At 42.0% G+C, this 16,879-nt stretch carries 16 protein-coding genes and 1 pseudogene; 7 read left to right on the forward strand and 10 right to left on the reverse strand.

Annotation, left to right across the window (positions count from 1 at the left end; translation table 11 throughout):
* Positions 1-75: 75 nt before the first annotated feature.
* Positions 76-1,298, reverse strand: a protein-coding gene (locus tag GJB62_RS05180) for an ISAzo13 family transposase (RefSeq protein WP_159402613.1) whose coding sequence is annotated in 2 segments (ribosomal slippage) — positions 76-818 and positions 818-1,298 — 1,224 coding nt in all. Because the reading frame shifts where the segments join, the coding sequence is not laid out codon by codon here.
* Positions 1,299-1,938: 640 nt separating this feature from the next.
* On the opposite strand from GJB62_RS05180, the pseudogene GJB62_RS37370 reads away from it, so the two are divergent.
* Together GJB62_RS37370 and GJB62_RS05195 are read left to right on the forward strand one after the other, a co-directional pair.
* A pseudogene (locus GJB62_RS37370) lies at positions 1,939-3,029 on the forward strand (ISAs1 family transposase).
* Between the two features lie 103 nt (positions 3,030-3,132).
* Positions 3,133-3,327 carry a hypothetical protein gene (locus tag GJB62_RS05195; RefSeq protein ID WP_114080559.1) on the forward strand — a complete coding sequence of 65 codons (195 nt, stop codon included), beginning with the start codon at positions 3,133-3,135 and terminating at the stop codon, positions 3,325-3,327.
* Between the two features lie 53 nt (positions 3,328-3,380).
* On the opposite strand, the gene GJB62_RS05200 is transcribed toward GJB62_RS05195, so the two are convergent.
* Entirely contained in the window at positions 3,381-6,020 is a 2,640-nt protein-coding gene (locus GJB62_RS05200; RefSeq protein WP_114080558.1) for a chloride channel protein, read from the reverse strand.
* Positions 6,021-6,224: 204 nt separating this feature from the next.
* Positions 6,225-7,538: a TldD/PmbA family protein gene (locus GJB62_RS05205; RefSeq protein WP_114080557.1), complete on the reverse strand. Its 1,314-nt coding sequence runs from the start codon at positions 7,536-7,538 to the stop codon at positions 6,225-6,227.
* Between GJB62_RS05205 and GJB62_RS05210 the strand changes: the two genes are divergently transcribed.
* Positions 7,537-7,704 carry a hypothetical protein gene (locus GJB62_RS05210; protein WP_159402452.1) on the forward strand — a complete coding sequence of 56 codons (168 nt, stop codon included), beginning with the start codon at positions 7,537-7,539 and terminating at the stop codon, positions 7,702-7,704. The two genes, GJB62_RS05205 and GJB62_RS05210, sit on opposite strands and share 2 nt — an antisense overlap.
* 106 nt (positions 7,705-7,810) lie before the next feature.
* On the opposite strand, the gene GJB62_RS05215 is transcribed toward GJB62_RS05210, so the two are convergent.
* The 3 genes from GJB62_RS05215 to GJB62_RS05225 all read right to left on the reverse strand — a co-directional run bounded on the left by GJB62_RS05215 (position 7,811) and on the right by GJB62_RS05225 (position 11,083).
* Positions 7,811-8,671 carry a Tab2/Atab2 family RNA-binding protein gene (locus GJB62_RS05215; RefSeq protein WP_114080556.1) on the reverse strand — a complete coding sequence of 287 codons (861 nt, stop codon included), beginning with the start codon at positions 8,669-8,671 and terminating at the stop codon, positions 7,811-7,813.
* Positions 8,672-9,030: 359 nt separating this feature from the next.
* Positions 9,031-9,675 (reverse strand): HAD family hydrolase, encoded by a 645-nt coding sequence (locus GJB62_RS05220; RefSeq protein ID WP_114080555.1) that lies wholly within the window; start codon positions 9,673-9,675, stop codon positions 9,031-9,033.
* A gap of 214 nt (positions 9,676-9,889) precedes the next feature.
* Positions 9,890-11,083 (reverse strand): NAD(P)/FAD-dependent oxidoreductase, encoded by a 1,194-nt coding sequence (locus tag GJB62_RS05225; RefSeq protein WP_114080554.1) that lies wholly within the window; start codon positions 11,081-11,083, stop codon positions 9,890-9,892.
* A gap of 182 nt (positions 11,084-11,265) precedes the next feature.
* Here GJB62_RS05225 and GJB62_RS05230 point away from each other — a divergent pair, with 182 nt between their 5' ends.
* Genes GJB62_RS05230 through GJB62_RS05240 form a run of 3 tightly spaced genes read left to right on the forward strand, consistent with a single transcriptional unit; the run spans position 11,266 to position 13,346 of the window.
* Positions 11,266-11,889 (forward strand): 4Fe-4S single cluster domain-containing protein, encoded by a 624-nt coding sequence (locus GJB62_RS05230; RefSeq protein ID WP_114080553.1) that lies wholly within the window; start codon positions 11,266-11,268, stop codon positions 11,887-11,889.
* 18 nt (positions 11,890-11,907) lie between these two features.
* Positions 11,908-12,309, forward strand: a complete 402-nt coding sequence (locus GJB62_RS05235; RefSeq protein ID WP_147262440.1) for a hypothetical protein — start codon at positions 11,908-11,910, stop codon at positions 12,307-12,309.
* Positions 12,309-13,346 carry an iron ABC transporter permease gene (locus GJB62_RS05240; protein ID WP_114080551.1) on the forward strand — a complete coding sequence of 346 codons (1,038 nt, stop codon included), beginning with the start codon at positions 12,309-12,311 and terminating at the stop codon, positions 13,344-13,346. The genes GJB62_RS05235 and GJB62_RS05240 overlap by 1 nt, the downstream gene beginning before the upstream one ends.
* Before the next feature lie 507 nt (positions 13,347-13,853).
* Here GJB62_RS05240 and GJB62_RS05245 read toward each other — a convergent pair.
* The 3 genes from GJB62_RS05245 to GJB62_RS05255 all read right to left on the reverse strand — a co-directional run bounded on the left by GJB62_RS05245 (position 13,854) and on the right by GJB62_RS05255 (position 15,660).
* Positions 13,854-14,174: a multidrug efflux SMR transporter gene (locus GJB62_RS05245; RefSeq protein ID WP_114080550.1), complete on the reverse strand. Its 321-nt coding sequence runs from the start codon at positions 14,172-14,174 to the stop codon at positions 13,854-13,856.
* A gap of 425 nt (positions 14,175-14,599) precedes the next feature.
* Positions 14,600-15,094 carry an IS630 family transposase gene (locus tag GJB62_RS05250; RefSeq protein WP_245246029.1) on the reverse strand — a complete coding sequence of 165 codons (495 nt, stop codon included), beginning with the start codon at positions 15,092-15,094 and terminating at the stop codon, positions 14,600-14,602.
* A 65-nt stretch (positions 15,095-15,159) separates the two neighbouring features.
* A complete protein-coding gene (locus tag GJB62_RS05255) occupies positions 15,160-15,660 on the reverse strand; it encodes a helix-turn-helix domain-containing protein (protein WP_114081708.1) in 501 nt (166 codons plus the stop codon).
* A gap of 155 nt (positions 15,661-15,815) precedes the next feature.
* Here GJB62_RS05255 and GJB62_RS05260 point away from each other — a divergent pair, with 155 nt between their 5' ends.
* Entirely contained in the window at positions 15,816-16,265 is a 450-nt protein-coding gene (locus GJB62_RS05260) for an Hsp20/alpha crystallin family protein (protein ID WP_114086208.1), read from the forward strand.
* Positions 16,266-16,506: 241 nt separating this feature from the next.
* Here the strand turns inward: GJB62_RS05260 and GJB62_RS05265 are convergent, their stop codons facing one another.
* Entirely contained in the window at positions 16,507-16,806 is a 300-nt protein-coding gene (locus tag GJB62_RS05265; RefSeq protein ID WP_114086209.1) for a 2Fe-2S iron-sulfur cluster-binding protein, read from the reverse strand.
* Between the last annotated feature and the right edge of the window lie 73 nt (positions 16,807-16,879).

Consider the following 16,879-nt stretch of genomic DNA (forward strand, 5'->3'; position numbering starts at 1 on the left):
CTGCACAAAGAGAGTTCTTAAATGCAGTGAGCTGAATTGCTATCGACTATTTTTGCGCTTTTAACTTTTTGAAAATTACGTTACTCCACAACAGATATCAATAAACCACTTACCTAAATTTGGTAAATTATCTTCGGTAAAATTAGTCAAACGTTCAATCTTATTTTCAATTTCTTGCATAGCTTTTTTAGTTAGACGGACTCCGCTAGAGTAAGTCTGAGTAACTAACTTAACAACTGGACTTTTACCATTCCACGTCATAGTCTTAGCAAAATTTAATGCAGTTTCCACATCGTCTAAAATACTGCCATTCCAATGATTCTCCAAAACAGCCCAAGTTCTTTCAATTGGATTATATTTACTGTGATAGGGAGGGTAATAAGCTAAACGTATATTTAATTTGTATGATTGAGCAAATTCAACTATACGTTTCATAAACTGAGTACGTCGAGAACTATTTTCTCCTCCATTATCTTGATTAATAAGTAAAGTTTTTATTTCCGAAAATCGCCAGCTTTCTGATTTCCAAAAATCCCCTAAAATGTCAACGATAAAATCGCTAGTTACTTTGGATTCTGTAAAATACAAAAATAGCTCGTCAAGGTCTGGAAGAAAGATACCATAAGGAGCTACAGTTGTTTTTGGTTTGAAGTCGTGGTCATCAGTTTCTGTTGGTACTCGATTTCTACCACCACGATCAAAGGAGCCGATATTTACGCGAGCTTTCGCATCCAAGCTTAAACGTAAAATAGTTGGGTCATCTGAAGCTTCTTGGTGAACTATAGCTAATTGCTCAAAGATTGCATCAGTTTCGGGAATTTTTTTTGAGGTTGAATTTTGGCAACCCTCTTGAGGCGATACCCTAAATCATTTAACTTGACACGAATTGTTTCTGAAGTTGGTAATTCTTCTTCAGCATAACCAAATTTTTCAATTAATTGATGTCTTACAACAGATGCGCCCAGTCGGGTATAGAGTCTTTGACTTTTAAAAGTCGGGTCTATTTGACTTTGAGAATCGACTAGTTTTTTGATATCTTCTAAAAGAGTTGGTAGGTGTTCTTCTGCTTTTTTTCTTCCTCTACCTTGATAATTATCCACACAAGTGATACCACTATTTAATTCTTTAATTCCTTTACCAATAGTTACACGGTTCCATCCTAACTCTCGCTCTGCTATAGACTTTCCTCCGTGTCCTAATGCCACAACTGTTTGTGCAATGAACCTACGTTTAGCTGCTCCCTTTAATTGATGTGCGGTTTCCTTCAATAACTTTTTCAATGAATCTGTTAATTGTATTGACACCTCAAACATCCCAAAATCGAATCATCATTCAATTTACTACAACTTGGGGTGGGAGAGGCTGCCAACGGCAGCCTCTCCCACCCCCCTAACAATGATTATCATTTTTATTATCTGTATATTTTATTTTCTGGAAGTCCCTTATCGTGATCCTAATGTGGTAGGTTCCCCTGGCTCCCGTTCTAACTATTAATAATAAGTTGCATTCTAATTTTGCGTAAGTCTTAAAAATTATTATGGGTAAAGCCTGCATCAGCAGGCTTTGTTTGTATGTTTACATAACTCCAACCATTGGGGAGTAAGGACGTATCAAGTTTCCTTGGTTCAGTTGTTAATTAGGGATTTTTCAAAAATAAAATTGGCGAACAAAACAGCACCATGACACTTCTAATTTTAGCCATTTTCGTGCAAACTTAGTAAAGTTATACCAATTTTTTATGAAGCTGCATATAATTAGATCCCCCCTAGCCCACGCCAGTCGCTCCACTACAGCGCTTCGCGCATCCTGCGGCGGGGGAGACCCCATCGCTTTTAGCGTCTCCCCTTGGGAGAAGACCGCGCTGGCTCCCCTTGAAAAAGCAGGGCTGATTCATCCCCTAAAACCTGTAAAATAGCAAGTGTTTAGGGGATAAAAATTATGGGTGCGAATCTAATCGAACAGTTAAAGCAAGTGGAAGACTTTAGGACAAAAGATGGTCGAAGACATCCACTTTGGTTGGTTTTATTGTTTGTAATAATGGGCACTATGAATGGATATGTGGGATATCGTGGGTGGGGAGATTTTGTGAATAGGCATAGTCGGGTATTAATAAAGAAATTTGGTATCCAAAAACATGGAGTTCCATCTTATTCAACTATCCGACGTGTAGTGATGGGAGTAGAGTTTGATAAGCTGGCGGAAAAATTCAATGATTGGGCTAAAAGTTATGTTGAAATAGAAGAATTAGAATGGTGTGCTATGGATGGGAAAAGTATTAAGGGGACGGTGAAAGACTACAATTCATCTCAGCAAAATTTTGTCAGCATAGTATCAGTATTTGCTTGTAAAAGAGGGCTGGTCGTCGGGATGAAAAAATTTGAAAACCATGATAAAAGCGAAATCCAGGTTGTACAAGATTTAATTACAGCAATGGATCTACAAGGTGTGGTTTTCAGCTTTGATTCCTTACATTGCCAAAAAAAACTTGTGAGATGATTATAAAAAGTTGTAACGATTACGTCATTGCAGTTAAAAATAATCAGCCAAAACTACATAGCCATATTCAACGCATTGCTGCTCTGAGAAAACCAACAAGTCGTATAGTTGAGACAGAGAAAATTAGAGATAGATTGACAACACGTACTGTAGAAGTATTCCATGAGATCAAGGGAATTGATCCAAAATGGATAGGGATAAACTCTTTAATTAGAGTGGAAAGAGTTGGAACAAGAAAAGGCAAAAAATATCACGAAATTGTCTGTTATATTAGCAGTCTGCTCGGTACAGCTAAAGAATTTGCTATCGGTATTCGCGGTCATTGGGGTATCGAAAATCGCCTCCACTGGGTGAAAGATGTTGTTTTCAAAGAAGATAGTTCCACAATCCGTATGGGTAATGCTCCGGCAAATCTTTCCATTACCAGAGCAATCGCACTCAACATCATTCGCCGCAATAGTTATGCTTCTATAACAATTGCTCACAGATTTCTATCTCATGATATTGACAAACTCCTTGCCCTTGTGGAATGAATCAGCCCTGCCTTTTTAGGGGGGATTTAGGGGGATCAAGATATATGGAACTTCACATTAAATTGGTATTAGTTAGTGGTCATTAGTTATAATTTCAATAAAAATGGAAGATTCAGTATTTATTATATTTCTTTCCTTTGGATTTCTTTGGGTTTTGATGGGAGTTGTAGGTTGGATTGCATTTCTAAAATCTGAGGGTGAAGAAATTAAGTTTGGAAAATGGGGACTGATAGTTGCTATTCCAATCTTAATTCCAATAATTTTTACTTTGATTATTGGTGTTCTTTATTATAGGTAAAAACAGTAATTCTATCGTAATATTTATGTCAACCGCAGGTAAGCCTAAGTAGTTCACTTGTGAATTGCACCCCTGACCAAAATCACTGTACTTTCTACACCAGAGGCGATCGCTTCGGGAATATTACCTTGAATTGCCTGCTGCAATAATCCCTCGCGGGAAGCTCCCAAAACGACAACATCGTAACCTTCGGTTTTCACTAGGTTAATCACACCTTCAGCTACTGAATCAGCTTGCACTGGGAGCGCAACTACAGTACTAGACAATTTTTGCCGTCGCATTAAATGGCGAATAGCTTGTTCTGAAATTGACATATCCGGCTTAAATTCAAATGGCTTAAACACCTGTGTCAAGTGAATTTGCGGTTCATTCCCCAATGTAATTAAAGCAGGTAATAACTTAATCGCTAGCGGAGAATTGGGGCCACCAGCCATTGGTACTAGCCAGCGATTGAACTGGGGGCTGGAAATTAGGGAGTGCCCAGTTGTGCCTAATTTTACTAACACGACTTCGCAGGTGGCTTGGCGAATTATGTTGTCTACAACGCTGCCAAAAATCCGACCAGGGGTAGATGTGTTACCTTTCCATCCCATTAGAATTAGGTCGATGTGTTGTTCGTTGATTGTTTCTAAAATTGCTTGGGCGACATCGTGGGTAACTCGAATCTGCGTGTGCAAGGGGATTTTCCACTTTTTTGCTAAAACTTCTGCCTGTCTTAGCAAGCGGCGACTTTTTGCCGTTCTTACCTGTGTTTCTGATGGGGAACTGTGGCGGGGTATGAGCATAACTTGCACGCAATCTATTTCATAATGGCGATCGCGGGCAATAGCTGCTGCCATTTGTAATAAAATACCTGCGGTTTCGGGATTAGCTACTGGTACTAATAATCTACCGCTACCGGTGCTAGGCGATCGCGTTTGGTAAACTATGTATGAAGGTTCTGGTTGCAGCTTAGGAGTTCCATTTCCACAATTGAGATGATCTACTTCCGCCCGAATAATATCTGCACGGGTAATAATCCCGATCAGTTTCCGTCCATTCACCACTGGTAAGCGACTGATTTGATAGCGATCGAGTAAATACAACACATTGGCCAGAGTGTGAGTCGGTGTTACCGTCATCGGGACAGGTGTCATAATTTCTTTTAAGAAAATATCGGCTAAATTGCGATCGCGGAGCGTGTGCTTTGCACTCTCACGAATTTTCAGCAAATCTGATTGCGTCACAATCCCTACTAACTTGCTATCTTCTACCACAGGAAAACCGCGATGATGGGAACGAGCAAAGGACTGCATGGCTTCTTCTAAGCTCATCTCTGCATCCAGAGTTTCCACTCGTTCTTGCATCACATCTTTTGCAGTTAACTTAGTTAATGCTCCCTCCATTGGAAGTTGTTTGGTGAGAGTAATACCTTTTAACTCCAAAAGTTTCTCATAAAGCGAACCAGGTACTACCTTATCCGCAACCAGATAAGCTGCTACAGAAACAATCATTAAAGGTAGTACCAGATTGAAATCTGTAGTCATTTCAAACACAATCACAATTGCTGTGATTGGCACTTTGGAAACGGCGCTAAAAAATCCACCCATACCCGCTAGGGCGTAAGTAGTCGGAGAACCAACTCCAGTGATATATAACTCAGCTACACCGATGATATGTCCTAAACAAGAACCCAAAATCAAACTGGGAGCGAATAATCCCCCCGGCGCTCCCGAACCAAATGCTATGAGTGTGAGGATGAATTGGGCGGTAAAGGCGATCGCTGCTACTGTAGGTTGTGAATCTCCAGTAATGAAGGACTCCCGTAATCCTGTATTATCACGGAAGGATGCAGGGAGCATAGCTACGACAACACCAGAGATAAATCCAGCTAAAGCTACCCGCAGGGGTAAGCTGATGTGTAATCTTCTATAAAATTTAATACTAAATATTAAGCCACTATGAAACAATGCACCCAACAACCCTGCCAAGATCCCTAACAGTACGAAAAAGGGAATTTCTGGGATAGAAAATTGGCTGGAAGATTGCGTTAATTGCAGGTTAAGGTCAAAAGAGCCACCACCTAAGAGTCGGGATATCACCCCACCAATAAAGGAGGCGATAATGGCAGTTCCCAGAGTCAATCCTGATAAATCTTGGAGTAACTCTTCAACGATAAATAATACACCTGCGATCGGAGCATTGAAAGCAGCAGCCAAACCCGCACCCGCACCGGCTGCAATCATTTGCCGTCGATGATCGGGAGAAGTGGGAACCCAACGACTCATTCCTGCTGCCAAACCTGCCCCTACTTGGACAGTAGGGCCTTGCCGTCCTAGAGTCATGCCCGAACCGATGGCGATGATAGCGCTGAGTAACTTTACACCCGCTACCCGCCAGGATAAATTCACAGGCACATTGGCTAGACTTGCTTTGACTTGCGGAATACCGCTACCAGCAGCCTCTGGAGCCAATCTATCCACCATCCATCCAGCGAGAAATCCCAGGACAAGACCAATTACAGGTAATACCAGCCATGCCGGAAAAAGGTGGGTCGTATGCACTCGCCATGTCCCCAGCCATCCCGATCCTACTTTCAGGAACACCGCAGATAGGGCAGCAACCAAACCGATAACACAAGCTTCGGCGATCGCTAAACCTCTTCTAGGCTGCCACCAGGTGCGAAAACGCTGATTTAGAATAGGAAGAGACATAAGGGACTTCCAACTAAAAAATATCCCATCGCATTTAGGGCAGGGGGCAGGGAGCAGGGGGGGGAAAACTAGTCGTGTTGAGTCCAGAAATTGGAATAATTTATTTTTTGGAGTTCCCTAATTTGTGAGAATTAGGGCATTGGGCATTGGGCAATAATCGTTATTTTTCCCCTGCCTCCCTTGCTCCCCCTGCCCCCTGCCTCTTTAATTACTTCTCCCCGTGGTGGATAGCCCTTCTACTATCAGAGATGGAGTATAACAAGAACCATTCCAGTCACCATCGTTGCCCAGTGCAACCAATTGCTTCAGGGCTGTGTAAACATTACCTGCAACCATAGTATCCTTAACGCGCCCAATTACTTGACCATTTTGGACTCGGTAGCCTAAATCGACATTGATCGAAAAATCTCCAGAAATACTCCCACCATCACCCAGCATTTGATCCACAATCAAGCCATCATCTAGTTGTTGAATCAAATCTGGTAGCGATGCCGAACCTGGCTGGATGAGAAAATTAAATAAACCAGGAGTGGGATAGCTGCCTAAACCAGGGCGAAAACCATTTCCAGTAGTGTCAGTACCCAGTTGGCGGCCGGTGGTGCGATCGCCATAGAAATGCTGTAAGATTCCGTTTTGGATAAATACTAAAGATTGGGTTGGAGTACCTTCATCATCAAAAGGGCAACTGTAAGGGCCAGCTTCTGGATCTTGGTAGAGAGTGAGACTGGGGGCGACAACTGGGTTCCCTAAACGTTCTGCCCAAGGTGAAGATACTTCTAAGACTTGCTTGCCATTCAAAGCGGCTTGCACAGTACCCCAAAGCATATCAGCAGCTTTAGAAGTGAACAAAATCGGGACACGACCAGTAGGGGGCGAGACATTTTCTCTGGCCCAAATTAACCGTTGTAAAATTTGGTTAGCTAATCTCTCAGGGTGGAGTTCTCCCCGCTTGGTTTGACCGTCAGCAACACTTAAAAAATCATCGCCACGTACCCATTCTGCTGATACATAGCAGTTAAGGGTAGTATCAGTGTAGTAACAATCTAAACCTTTGGTGTTGACTATTCTGGTAGTTTCAATATCACATTCCCAGTCACCATTGCACACAACATCGGGATAGACATCGCGGATGAGTGCGATCGCTTCTTTGCCCCAGTCTACCAAAATCTCTATCGGTACACTTTCTCCTAAATCTGGGTAGGAGGGCTGAAAGTTAGAGCCTAATTCTACAGTTTCCGGTTCATTCAGGTGACTTAATGCCAGAGCTTTTTCCACCATCACTTCGGCTAAGACAGAACCGTAAGCCACCGTCAGCCCCGGACGACCGTTTCGCCAAAGCCGTAGTGCTGTACCTTCAGATTGGTTGGTTTCTAGCTGTTTGAGTCGGTTTGCCTCAAAAAACACTGGACGAGAAAGCGATCGCGACTGATACACCTCAGCAGCTTCTGCTCCAGATTTTATAGCTAGTTCCAGCAACTGTTCGGCTAGTGTATCTTGTGACAAATTTTCAGAACCCATGACCCTTAGTGAATTGTGGATTTTGAACCGCATATCAACGCACCTTGGAGAAAGTGCGATCGCTAAAAACCAACGATCGGGCTTTCTGCCGATGGACGCAGATAACTATCCAAAAATCATCAGCGTTTCCTTACAGTTACGATTTGGAACCGCAGATCAAAACTGATGGACGCAGTTAATTATCCCAAATCATTGTCATGTCTCAACGGATCTAGTCATTTGTCATTTGTCATTGGTCATTAGTCCCCATTCCCAATTCCCAATTCCCATCTTCAAAGATTAACCTCTTGCAATAGCCAAAAACCAGCAAAAGATTCTGCTTTGGGATCAGACTGTATACCAATAAAATGCACTCCGTTAGCTTTTTGCTTGGCTTCTTCAAAACCTTTAGCCTCTGCCAAGACTTGAGGTTTTTTGATATTTGCCACAATCCAGCTTTCATTAACACCCGTTTCTAAAAGCAATCTCGGCTCTTCACTGGTGTCAAATCTTAAGAAAGCTAACTCCAAACCAGACATCCAGCCAGCCAAGGGTAAGGCTCTCGGTGAGAAAATCAAAATACCAGGAATACGGGCTTCGGGTGAAACTTTTGCCAATTCTAAAGGGAAAGCTTCACCAAAGCCAATTTCCCACTCTGGCATTTCAGCCAAATCCGCAGCATCCAAGGTAACAAATACCCACTGTTGCCCTTCCAAAGCATCTGGTAAACGTTGCGGCAAAGGTTTTTCCAAGCGGACTGAGGGATTAGTCCCCCCTTGATACCCCGGTTCTTGAGGATACACTTCCTTCATCCGCTCTTCTAGCCATTGGTTAAGAACCAGAGTGCGGCGGCTAGGCTGGGCGGGAATGCTTATATCTTGACAGGCTTTTGTAATCATGTTGTTCATTTGGCGGCGGAAAAAGCGGATTTTAATTGGTGCTTTTCCAGCTTGGTTAATAGCCTCTTGCAATGCTGTCCGCAACCAGCCCGAGTTTACCTGGGTACTGGGACAATATTGAGCATAGCGAAACAAAGAATCTGGTTTTGTGCCAATATCCAAGGGGCTTTCGCAGACTAAGACTTCCCAAATTTTTTTCTGATTATCGTCCAAAATCGGACGGGAGTAAAAATCGATTTCCCAAATACTGCCCATGTTTTGCGGTAAAAATCTGGCTGCTATGTTTTCCTGATATGTTGATCATACGAGTGTTGGGGCAGCATTGGGCATTGGGAATTGGGAATTTGGAAGAGGACTTGGGGACAAGGAGAATTGGGGACAAGGGGAAAGACTTGTTTCAAGTTCTCACCTCTTGTCCCCTTGTCCCCCTGCTCCCCATTCCCCATTCCCTCTCCAAAAATGAATGTAGAGACGTTGCATTGCAACGTCTCTACAAGGGTTTCAGGTAACGCATAATTAATTTCTGGAGATGTCTAGTATTCTCATCTGTTGAGTATATGCTGTGTTGTGTTTAGATTTGAGGAAAAATAGCGATCGCTAAAGTATCTCCTTAATTAACCACGATTGATCCAAACGCCTCTGAGTCCTGCTGCTTTAGCGGCGTAGTAGTCTTCTACAACGCTATCGCCAATATGCCATGCTGCTGAAGGGGAACATTTATGTTTATCTAAGGCAATAGCAAAAATTTGAGGATCGGGTTTAGCTGCACGTACCTGGGTAGCAATAGTGACGGAGGTAAAAAACTCTCTCAATCCCAAACTTTGCAATACTGAATAAATCCGGGAATCAAAATTGGATAGCACCCCCAAAGTAACCCCCAACCGTCGCCAGTTGATTAAAGCTGGTAAGACATCGGGATAGACAAACCACGGTTCGCCAGTGCCAAAGTGAATGTAAAGTTCGCTAAAAAAAGCCGAAAAGTCAGAAAATTCCTTGAGGACACCTGCACTTTCAAAAGTGTTCAGGGCAATTATCCGCCACCAATCAAACTCGCGCTGGGGAATATCTTGGAGTTCTGCATCTGGAAATATCGGCGGCGGGGCTGCTTTAAAGCTTTTGATGAAAGCTGTATTCAATGTTTCGGCTGGAACCGTCACACCAAATTCCTCGGCTATCTGACTATAAACTTTACCTACACTGCCTTTAACATCGAAGAGTGTACCCACAGCATCTAAAAAAATAACTTTCGGTTGTTCCATCAAAGTTTGAAGATTTTGAATGTTAGATTTTGGCTCGTTAGAGAGGTTCTGTGGGTAGAGTCTAGCATCTGCTAAGTAGCTTGACGAAAATAAAGTAAATCATTGTCATTTGTCATTTGTCATTGGTCATTAGTCTCCATCCCCCATTTCCAATTCCCCATTTCCAATTCCCCATTCCCCATTCCCAATTCCCAATTCCCAATTCCCAATTAAGTTACTTAGAAAGTGTCTCGATGATTGGACGTACTAGCCAATTAAAACCAACTTTGAGTTGATGGTCTAAAGTTGGCAACCTATATAAATAGGCAATCCGGCGGGCGACGGATGCCAAGGGCCCATCTAGTTTAATTCCCAAACCAGTAAGGGTGGCGTTGTTTTTACCCAATGTCATCATTTCTCCTAACTGTTGGTAGTGGAAGGGAAGGAGGGGACGATTAGTGAGACTTGCCCAAATATTCCAAGCAGTATAATCAGCTTGTTGAAAAGCGGCTTGTGCTGTAGCGGGGACTTGCTGTCCTTCAACATCATGAGAGTCTGCTAAATCTCCCAAGGCAAAGATTTCTGGATGATCAATCACTTGTAAATTAGATGTAGTGCTGATTTGACCGCGCTGATTTTGCTTGAGGGGAAGAGATTTCACTACAGGCGCAACCCTATTTCCCACGGTCCAAATTACCAAATCTACGGGAATCGTGTCTAACTGGCTTTTGTACTCTAGGGTGATGCTATTTTGCTCTATTGATTCGACTTTGGTTTCTAAGTCCAGAAATACGCCACGGGCTTCTAGAGCTTTTTTTGCTGCTTCCCGGTTAAACTCTGGAGAAGTTCGCAAAATTTGATCGGCGATTTCAACGATCCGAAAGCGTCCTCTTTCACCGAGTCTGTCGGCTAACTTACAGGCTAACTCTACACCACTGTAGCCAGCCCCAATAATTGCCACCCGAATTTTATCAGCATCCGATTCTTCTAAAAATCGCAGGCGTTCTTCCAAGCGATAGGCATCAGAGATGGTGCGGAATGGGTAGCCATAGGTTGCCGCACCGGGGACTAAATCTAGCGGTGTCTCACCTCCTAGTGCCAGCACTAAGCGATCGTAAGGGATTTCTGGCCCTTCATGTATATTTACCCGTTGCTGGTCGATGTCAATTCCAGACACAACTCCTTGATAAAAGCGCACCCCAGTGCCTTGTAAAAGTTCTTCAAAAGGTGGAGCAATTTCCCAAGTTTGCAGTTCGCCAGTGAGTAATTCGTAAAGTAAAGGGGAGAATAGGAAGCGATCGCTTTGATCTACCAAAACAATTTCGGGTTTTTGCGTAGATTCCCAAGGTAACTGGCTTAAGCGCAAGGCTGTGTAGAGGCCACCAAAGCCTCCGCCAAGGATACAAATTCTAGAATTTTGTTGAGTCATCGATTTTATCTATAAAAGGATCAATACAAGCTGGGCAACTAACTTCAGTCTAGTCAGTTAAAGCGGACTTTTCAAAATCACATCAAGTTTTTGAGAGATTAATCATTAATGGTCACAGTTATCTAACGGTCGATTCGCTATATTTAACGGTTAACAGGCAACGGCTAAAAGGAGTTAAAGAGATGGAAATTAAGCCAACTGACCCATCGCTAGCACTCAAGGAAATTCCCCCTGGCTATCTCAACATTATGGGTTACGTCGATCAATCAGAAGTTAATGGCCCTGGTTGTCGTGCAGTCGTCTGGGTACAAGGTTGTCTTCGTGAGTGTCCTGGCTGCTTTAATACTAACTCTTGGTCATTTGAGGCTAACCAATTGATTGCTGTTGATACCCTTGCCGAGAATATTCTCAGCAATCCCCACAACACGGGTGTAACATTCTCTGGTGGAGAACCATTTTGGCAAGCAACTGCACTAGCGTCTTTAGCTCGTAAAGTAAAAGCTGCTGGGTTAAATGTAATGTCTTTTTCTGGGTTCACTCTCAAGCAACTACAGTCTCAATCTGCACCCCCAGGTTCTCAAGAATTGTTAGAACAACTTGATATCCTAATTGACGGGCCTTTTGTACAATCCCTGGCAATTAATTCTCCTAACTCTCCAGTTTCTTCTAGCAATCAACGGGTTCGTGTGTTAAACCCGGCTTTCCAAGACCAAATTACTTGGGCTAGCGATCAGATAGAAGTCCACATCCTCAAGGATGGTGGCCGCATTGTCACTGGCTATCAAGGTGGGCTGGAATTAACGTAGGGAATTGGGAATTGGGCATTGGGCATAAAAAATTTAGCCTCAGAAGATCAACGTCCACCTTCTGAGGGTCAACGTCCACCTTCTGAGGTTCAATGTTCACCTTCTGAGGTTCAATGTTCACCTTCTGAGGTTCAATGTTCACCTTCTGAGGTTCAATGTTCACCTTCTGAGGTTCAATGTTCACCTTCTGAGGGTCAACGTCCACCTTCTGAGGTTCAATGTTCACCTTCTGAGGGTCAACGTTCACCTTCTGAGGGTCAACGTCCACCTTCTGAGGTTCAATGTTCACCTTCTGAGGGTCAACGTCCACCTTCTGAGGCTCAACGTTCACCTTCTGAGGCTCAAATTTTACTCTCCCGCTCACTCATCGAAGAAAAACTATATGTAAATGCAGCTTTGTTTGGGACAGATTACATTTAATGAAAATACTAGACCGAAATTTGACTAAACCATTTAAGACAATTTTTACTGAACACCGCGTACTTTGGGCTGTTTTACTCCTTAGTGCAGCACTGGTGATAACGCTAGCGCTGTCACTTTCTCAAGGAGCAGTACCTTTAAGTATGTCGGAATTTTGGCAAGCCATACTCCGCAAAGGCGATCCAGTTAAACAGACAATCTTCTGGGATTTACGTCTCCCGCGCATTACGGCTGCTCTCATTGTCGGCGCAGCTTTGGGAATGTCAGGAGCATTACTGCAAGGGATGTTACGCAATAGTCTTGCCGATCCATTTATTTTGGGCATTTCTGCGGGTGCTGGATTAGTTGTGATTGTGATGATTGTGTGGCAAATATTCCCGATCGCAATTCCTTTAGCAGCGTGGATAGGGGCAATTTTGACTTCTGCGATCGTTATTTTACTCGGTCGTGCGGGGTCGGGAATTTCGGTTGAGCGGTTAATTTTAGGCGGTGTGGCGGTGAGTTCTTTATTTGGTGCTGTACAAAGTACATTGCTGCTTTTAGCTGAAGATGGTCAAATTCAAATTGCGCTCAGTTGGCTGGTTGGTAGTCTTAATGGACGCGGTTGGCAAGAAATTTCGACGGCTGGCCCTTATATTATTGTTGCATTGATCGGGGGATGCTTACTGGCGCGATCGGTAAATGTGCTGGCTTTAGGCGATGATTTGGCTGTGGGCTTGGGGGTTTCGTTGACGCGATCGCGTTTGTTAATTGGTGGTGTCGCCACTCTCTTAGCCGCAGGTGCAGTCAGCATCAGTGGTTTGATTGGATTTGTTGGTCTTGTTGTCCCTCACGGTGTCCGCCTCATTGTTGGTACAGATCATCGCTTTGTTTTACCGCTTTCCGCCCTTGCAGGTGCATGGTTACTGACTTTTGCAGATTTACTCTCTAGATTAGGAGCAGTAGAACTACCAGTAGGTTCTGTCACCGCGTTGCTGGGTTCACCGCTATTTATCTGGTTACTTTATCGTCGTTCTGCTGGGTTTAATAAATTTTGAGCTAATCCGCTTGGATTAAAGCCAAAATTGTTTTTTAGTTTACAGCTATTTTCAGGTAAATAGACCACGCGGTAGGGGCCAATACTGCTCGGTTTTTGCATTTTTAACTCGGAATCGGGTTTGGGGAAAAGGTTAAAGGGTAAGGGTTAAGGGTTTTTTCTTTCCCTTTTGCCTTTCCCCTTTTCCCCTTAACCGAGAAGTATTGCGGTAGGGGCGCAAGGCCTTGCGCTATAAAATAATATTCTTTAAGACTCAGTGTATAAAAAACCTGCCAAATTGGCTATATGAGTTTGGTTGTCTCTGGTAAAGTATTAAAAGTAAATTACTTGTGGGCTATATTTACCGAGGTTTACTATACTTTTAAAAGCATTTTACTAAGTCCGCTCATTTTGCTTTGCTAACGGAATAATAAAAATTGCTGGTGTATTCACTACAACAGCAACAAGCAGAATGATCAGTTTTGGTTTATTTACCTCGTCTATTTTAAAATAGACGAGGTATTTTTATTTATTCACTTGCATTTATACCAATTACACCCATAATTATTAGGGCGATCGACAAAAGTTTGATAAATGTAGCAGATTCGCGAAACCAAATAATACCAATGATTGCAATTAGGACAGTTCCCAACCCAGCCCAGACAGAATAAGCCACGCTTACTTCAAGTCTCTTGAGAGCAAGAGTTAAAAAACTAAAACAAAGTCCATAAAAAACAAATATTAATACTGAAGGGACTAATTTAGTAAATCCTTCTGATAACTTCATGCAAGTTGTGCCTGAAACCTCAAAAAGTATTGCTGCGATGAGATAAATCCAACTTGTTGACATATCTTTTGTGAGCGGTTTGTTACCAGTCTTTTATTATCTCTATGAAAACAAGAAAATACAACACTTTTAATTTATATTATTGATTGAGCAAATACCCTAATTGCAATTATTTGTGAAACTGCACAGAATAATCTGGTTCAAAGTTGTGGCAAAATCACCTTATTCAGAAACAATCTAAAATGTAATCGGTATATTATTGTTCCTCATAAATAGGTTAGTAATTCCGATGCCTGGCTTCTCAAATAAGCTAGGTATTTATCTAATATTAGCTTACAGGCATATTATAGAAATTATAAATTAGAGAATTTTTAAATTCAAGTCTCTATTGTCGAGTTTACCGAACTTCACAAGTTCAGATTACCCTACATTTATTTTGGTTCGGTAATCATCATAAATCATGTGATAAAAACCGAATTTATACCAATTTAATATGAAGCTGCATAGAAAAGAGCTTCGAGAATAAAGTTATAAGAAGAGATAGATATTACCTGCTCAAGTGTAAGTTGATTAAATATTTCTTGGATGCGATCGCGTAAATTCTGTAAAGAAGAGAAAAGCTGATTTTTGAGTGGTTTCTTGAGGAGCTGCCAAAGCCTTTCAATGGGATTGAGTTCAGGGGCTGAAGGTGGTTGAAACAGAGGAATAATATTTTCTGGCCAACGAATTGCTGAACTTGTATGAGCAGGTGCTTGGTCAACCTGTAAAATAGCGTAATCCCCACCTAATTGTTGAGATAGCCAGTCCAAAAACTGTTGAAAACACTCGCCATTCAGTTTTGGATATTCATAAAGAAAATGATCTCCAGTCAATGGTTCAATTGCACCATAAATCCAAAAATTTTCCCGTGGCCATTTCACCTCAACAGTAGGCTTAACTCCAGAGGCAGTAATCACTTTTCCTGTAAGAGTTTTCAGTCCCACCCTCGTTTCATCCTGGCACAGGTAGCGAACACACTTGCCGGGTGCTAGATGTTTTTCTAGACAATTCAGAATGATACCGAGTTTTTTTTAAACTCAGATACTAACTTTTCATCCTGCTTATGGCTTTGAGGACGTGGTACTTTTAGTTTTGCCCCTAATCGATATCGAACCAATGCATAAACCGTTGCATACTCGATATCAAGCCCCTGCTCTTGCTTTAACCACTCTACTATTGCACCATAGCTACTAAAGCCTTTTCCTGTTTTTAACTCCTCTTCAAGTGCCGTGATCGCTCCTTCAGGAATTTTCCGTTTTGCTCCCGGAGCTTTTTTTATTTTCAATAATTCATCTAGCCCACCCGATCTATATTTTTGTAACCATCTTGTCACCGTTGATGTATCTTTAGCCAAGCGTTTTCCAATATCTTGCTGCTCCTTGGCCTGCCCGCTTTTTATCCACCACAGCATAATAAGTTTTTCTTTCTGGTTCCCTAAATTAGCTGTTTGTAGGCGTTTTTTAAGTTCTTCTTCGCTCTCTGCGATTTCAATCTCAAAAGGGCGGCTCATGGTTCTTTTAATTTATCGAGTTTGTTTTCTCTATTATATGCAGCTTCATATTAAATTGGTATTACACCACTTTTATTTTTAAATACTATGAAAAGCAAGGAAATAAATCCTCAATTAGTCGAACAGCAAACATACTGATTATACGAGGTAGAAAGATGACATTAGTACGTTTGAACCCTTGGCAAGAATTGAACACAATACAACGTCAAATCAATCGTTTATTTGATGAAGAAACTTTGCCATCTGCATTTTTAGACAGAGGCTATGCTAGAGTTCCTGCTGCTGAGTTAAAAGAAACTGAAGATGCAATTCATCTAAAAGTAGAACTTCCGGGAATTGAAGCTAAAGACCTGGATTTGCAAGTTACAGAAAATGCTGTATACCTCAGTGGTGAGCGGAAGTCTGAAGCTAAATCTGAAGAGAAAGGTGTAATCAAAAGCGAATTCCACTACGGTAAATTCCAACGTGTAATTCCTTTACCTACTCGGATTCAAAATACTAACGTCAAGGCAGATTATAAAGATGGTATCTTGAACCTGACGCTACCCAAGGCTGAAGAAGAAAAGAACAAAGTCGTCAAAGTTAATCTAGCATCATCTGGCTAATTTCTGCTTTATATCTGCTAGCTATTTATTAAACTAAATAAAAAGCGCTCTCCAAAAAGGGAGCGCTTTTTAATGTGACTAACTGAGGCTATATAGATTTATTAGGAAAGTGCAAAATTCTAAATCTTGTAGAGTGTGTTATCGCCAAGAGTACGACATTACATCAGATTTAAGGTGCGCTAGAACGAATGTTCTAACGCACCCTACAATATTTGCTCTTGATTAAATCTACATTTCTTAGTTAACCGTTAAGCTCATCTTCTTGATTGGTTAGGATTACACAGTCAGAAGTAGGCTTGGCAACGCAGGTGAGAACCCATCCTGCGTCTATTTGATCGTCGTCTAAGAAGTTCTGATCTGATTGGTCAACTGTACCTGAAACCAGCTTACCAGCACAGGTTGAGCAAGAACCAGCATTACAAGAGTAAGGCAAGTCCATATCATTTTCTTCGTTAGCGATCTCTAAGATGTAATCATCTTCAGAAACCTCAATTGTTTTTTCTTCATCTGGAGTCTTTAATGTGACTTTATAAGTTGCCATGTAACAATCCCTAGCTAAATCTGAACTACATTGTTGATCCTACGGGTTTATGTGCTGCTAGTCTAGAGTTAAA

The sequence above is a fragment of the Nostoc sp. ATCC 53789 genome, assembly GCF_009873495.1.
GTDB classification, from domain to species: domain Bacteria; phylum Cyanobacteriota; class Cyanobacteriia; order Cyanobacteriales; family Nostocaceae; genus Nostoc; species Nostoc muscorum_A.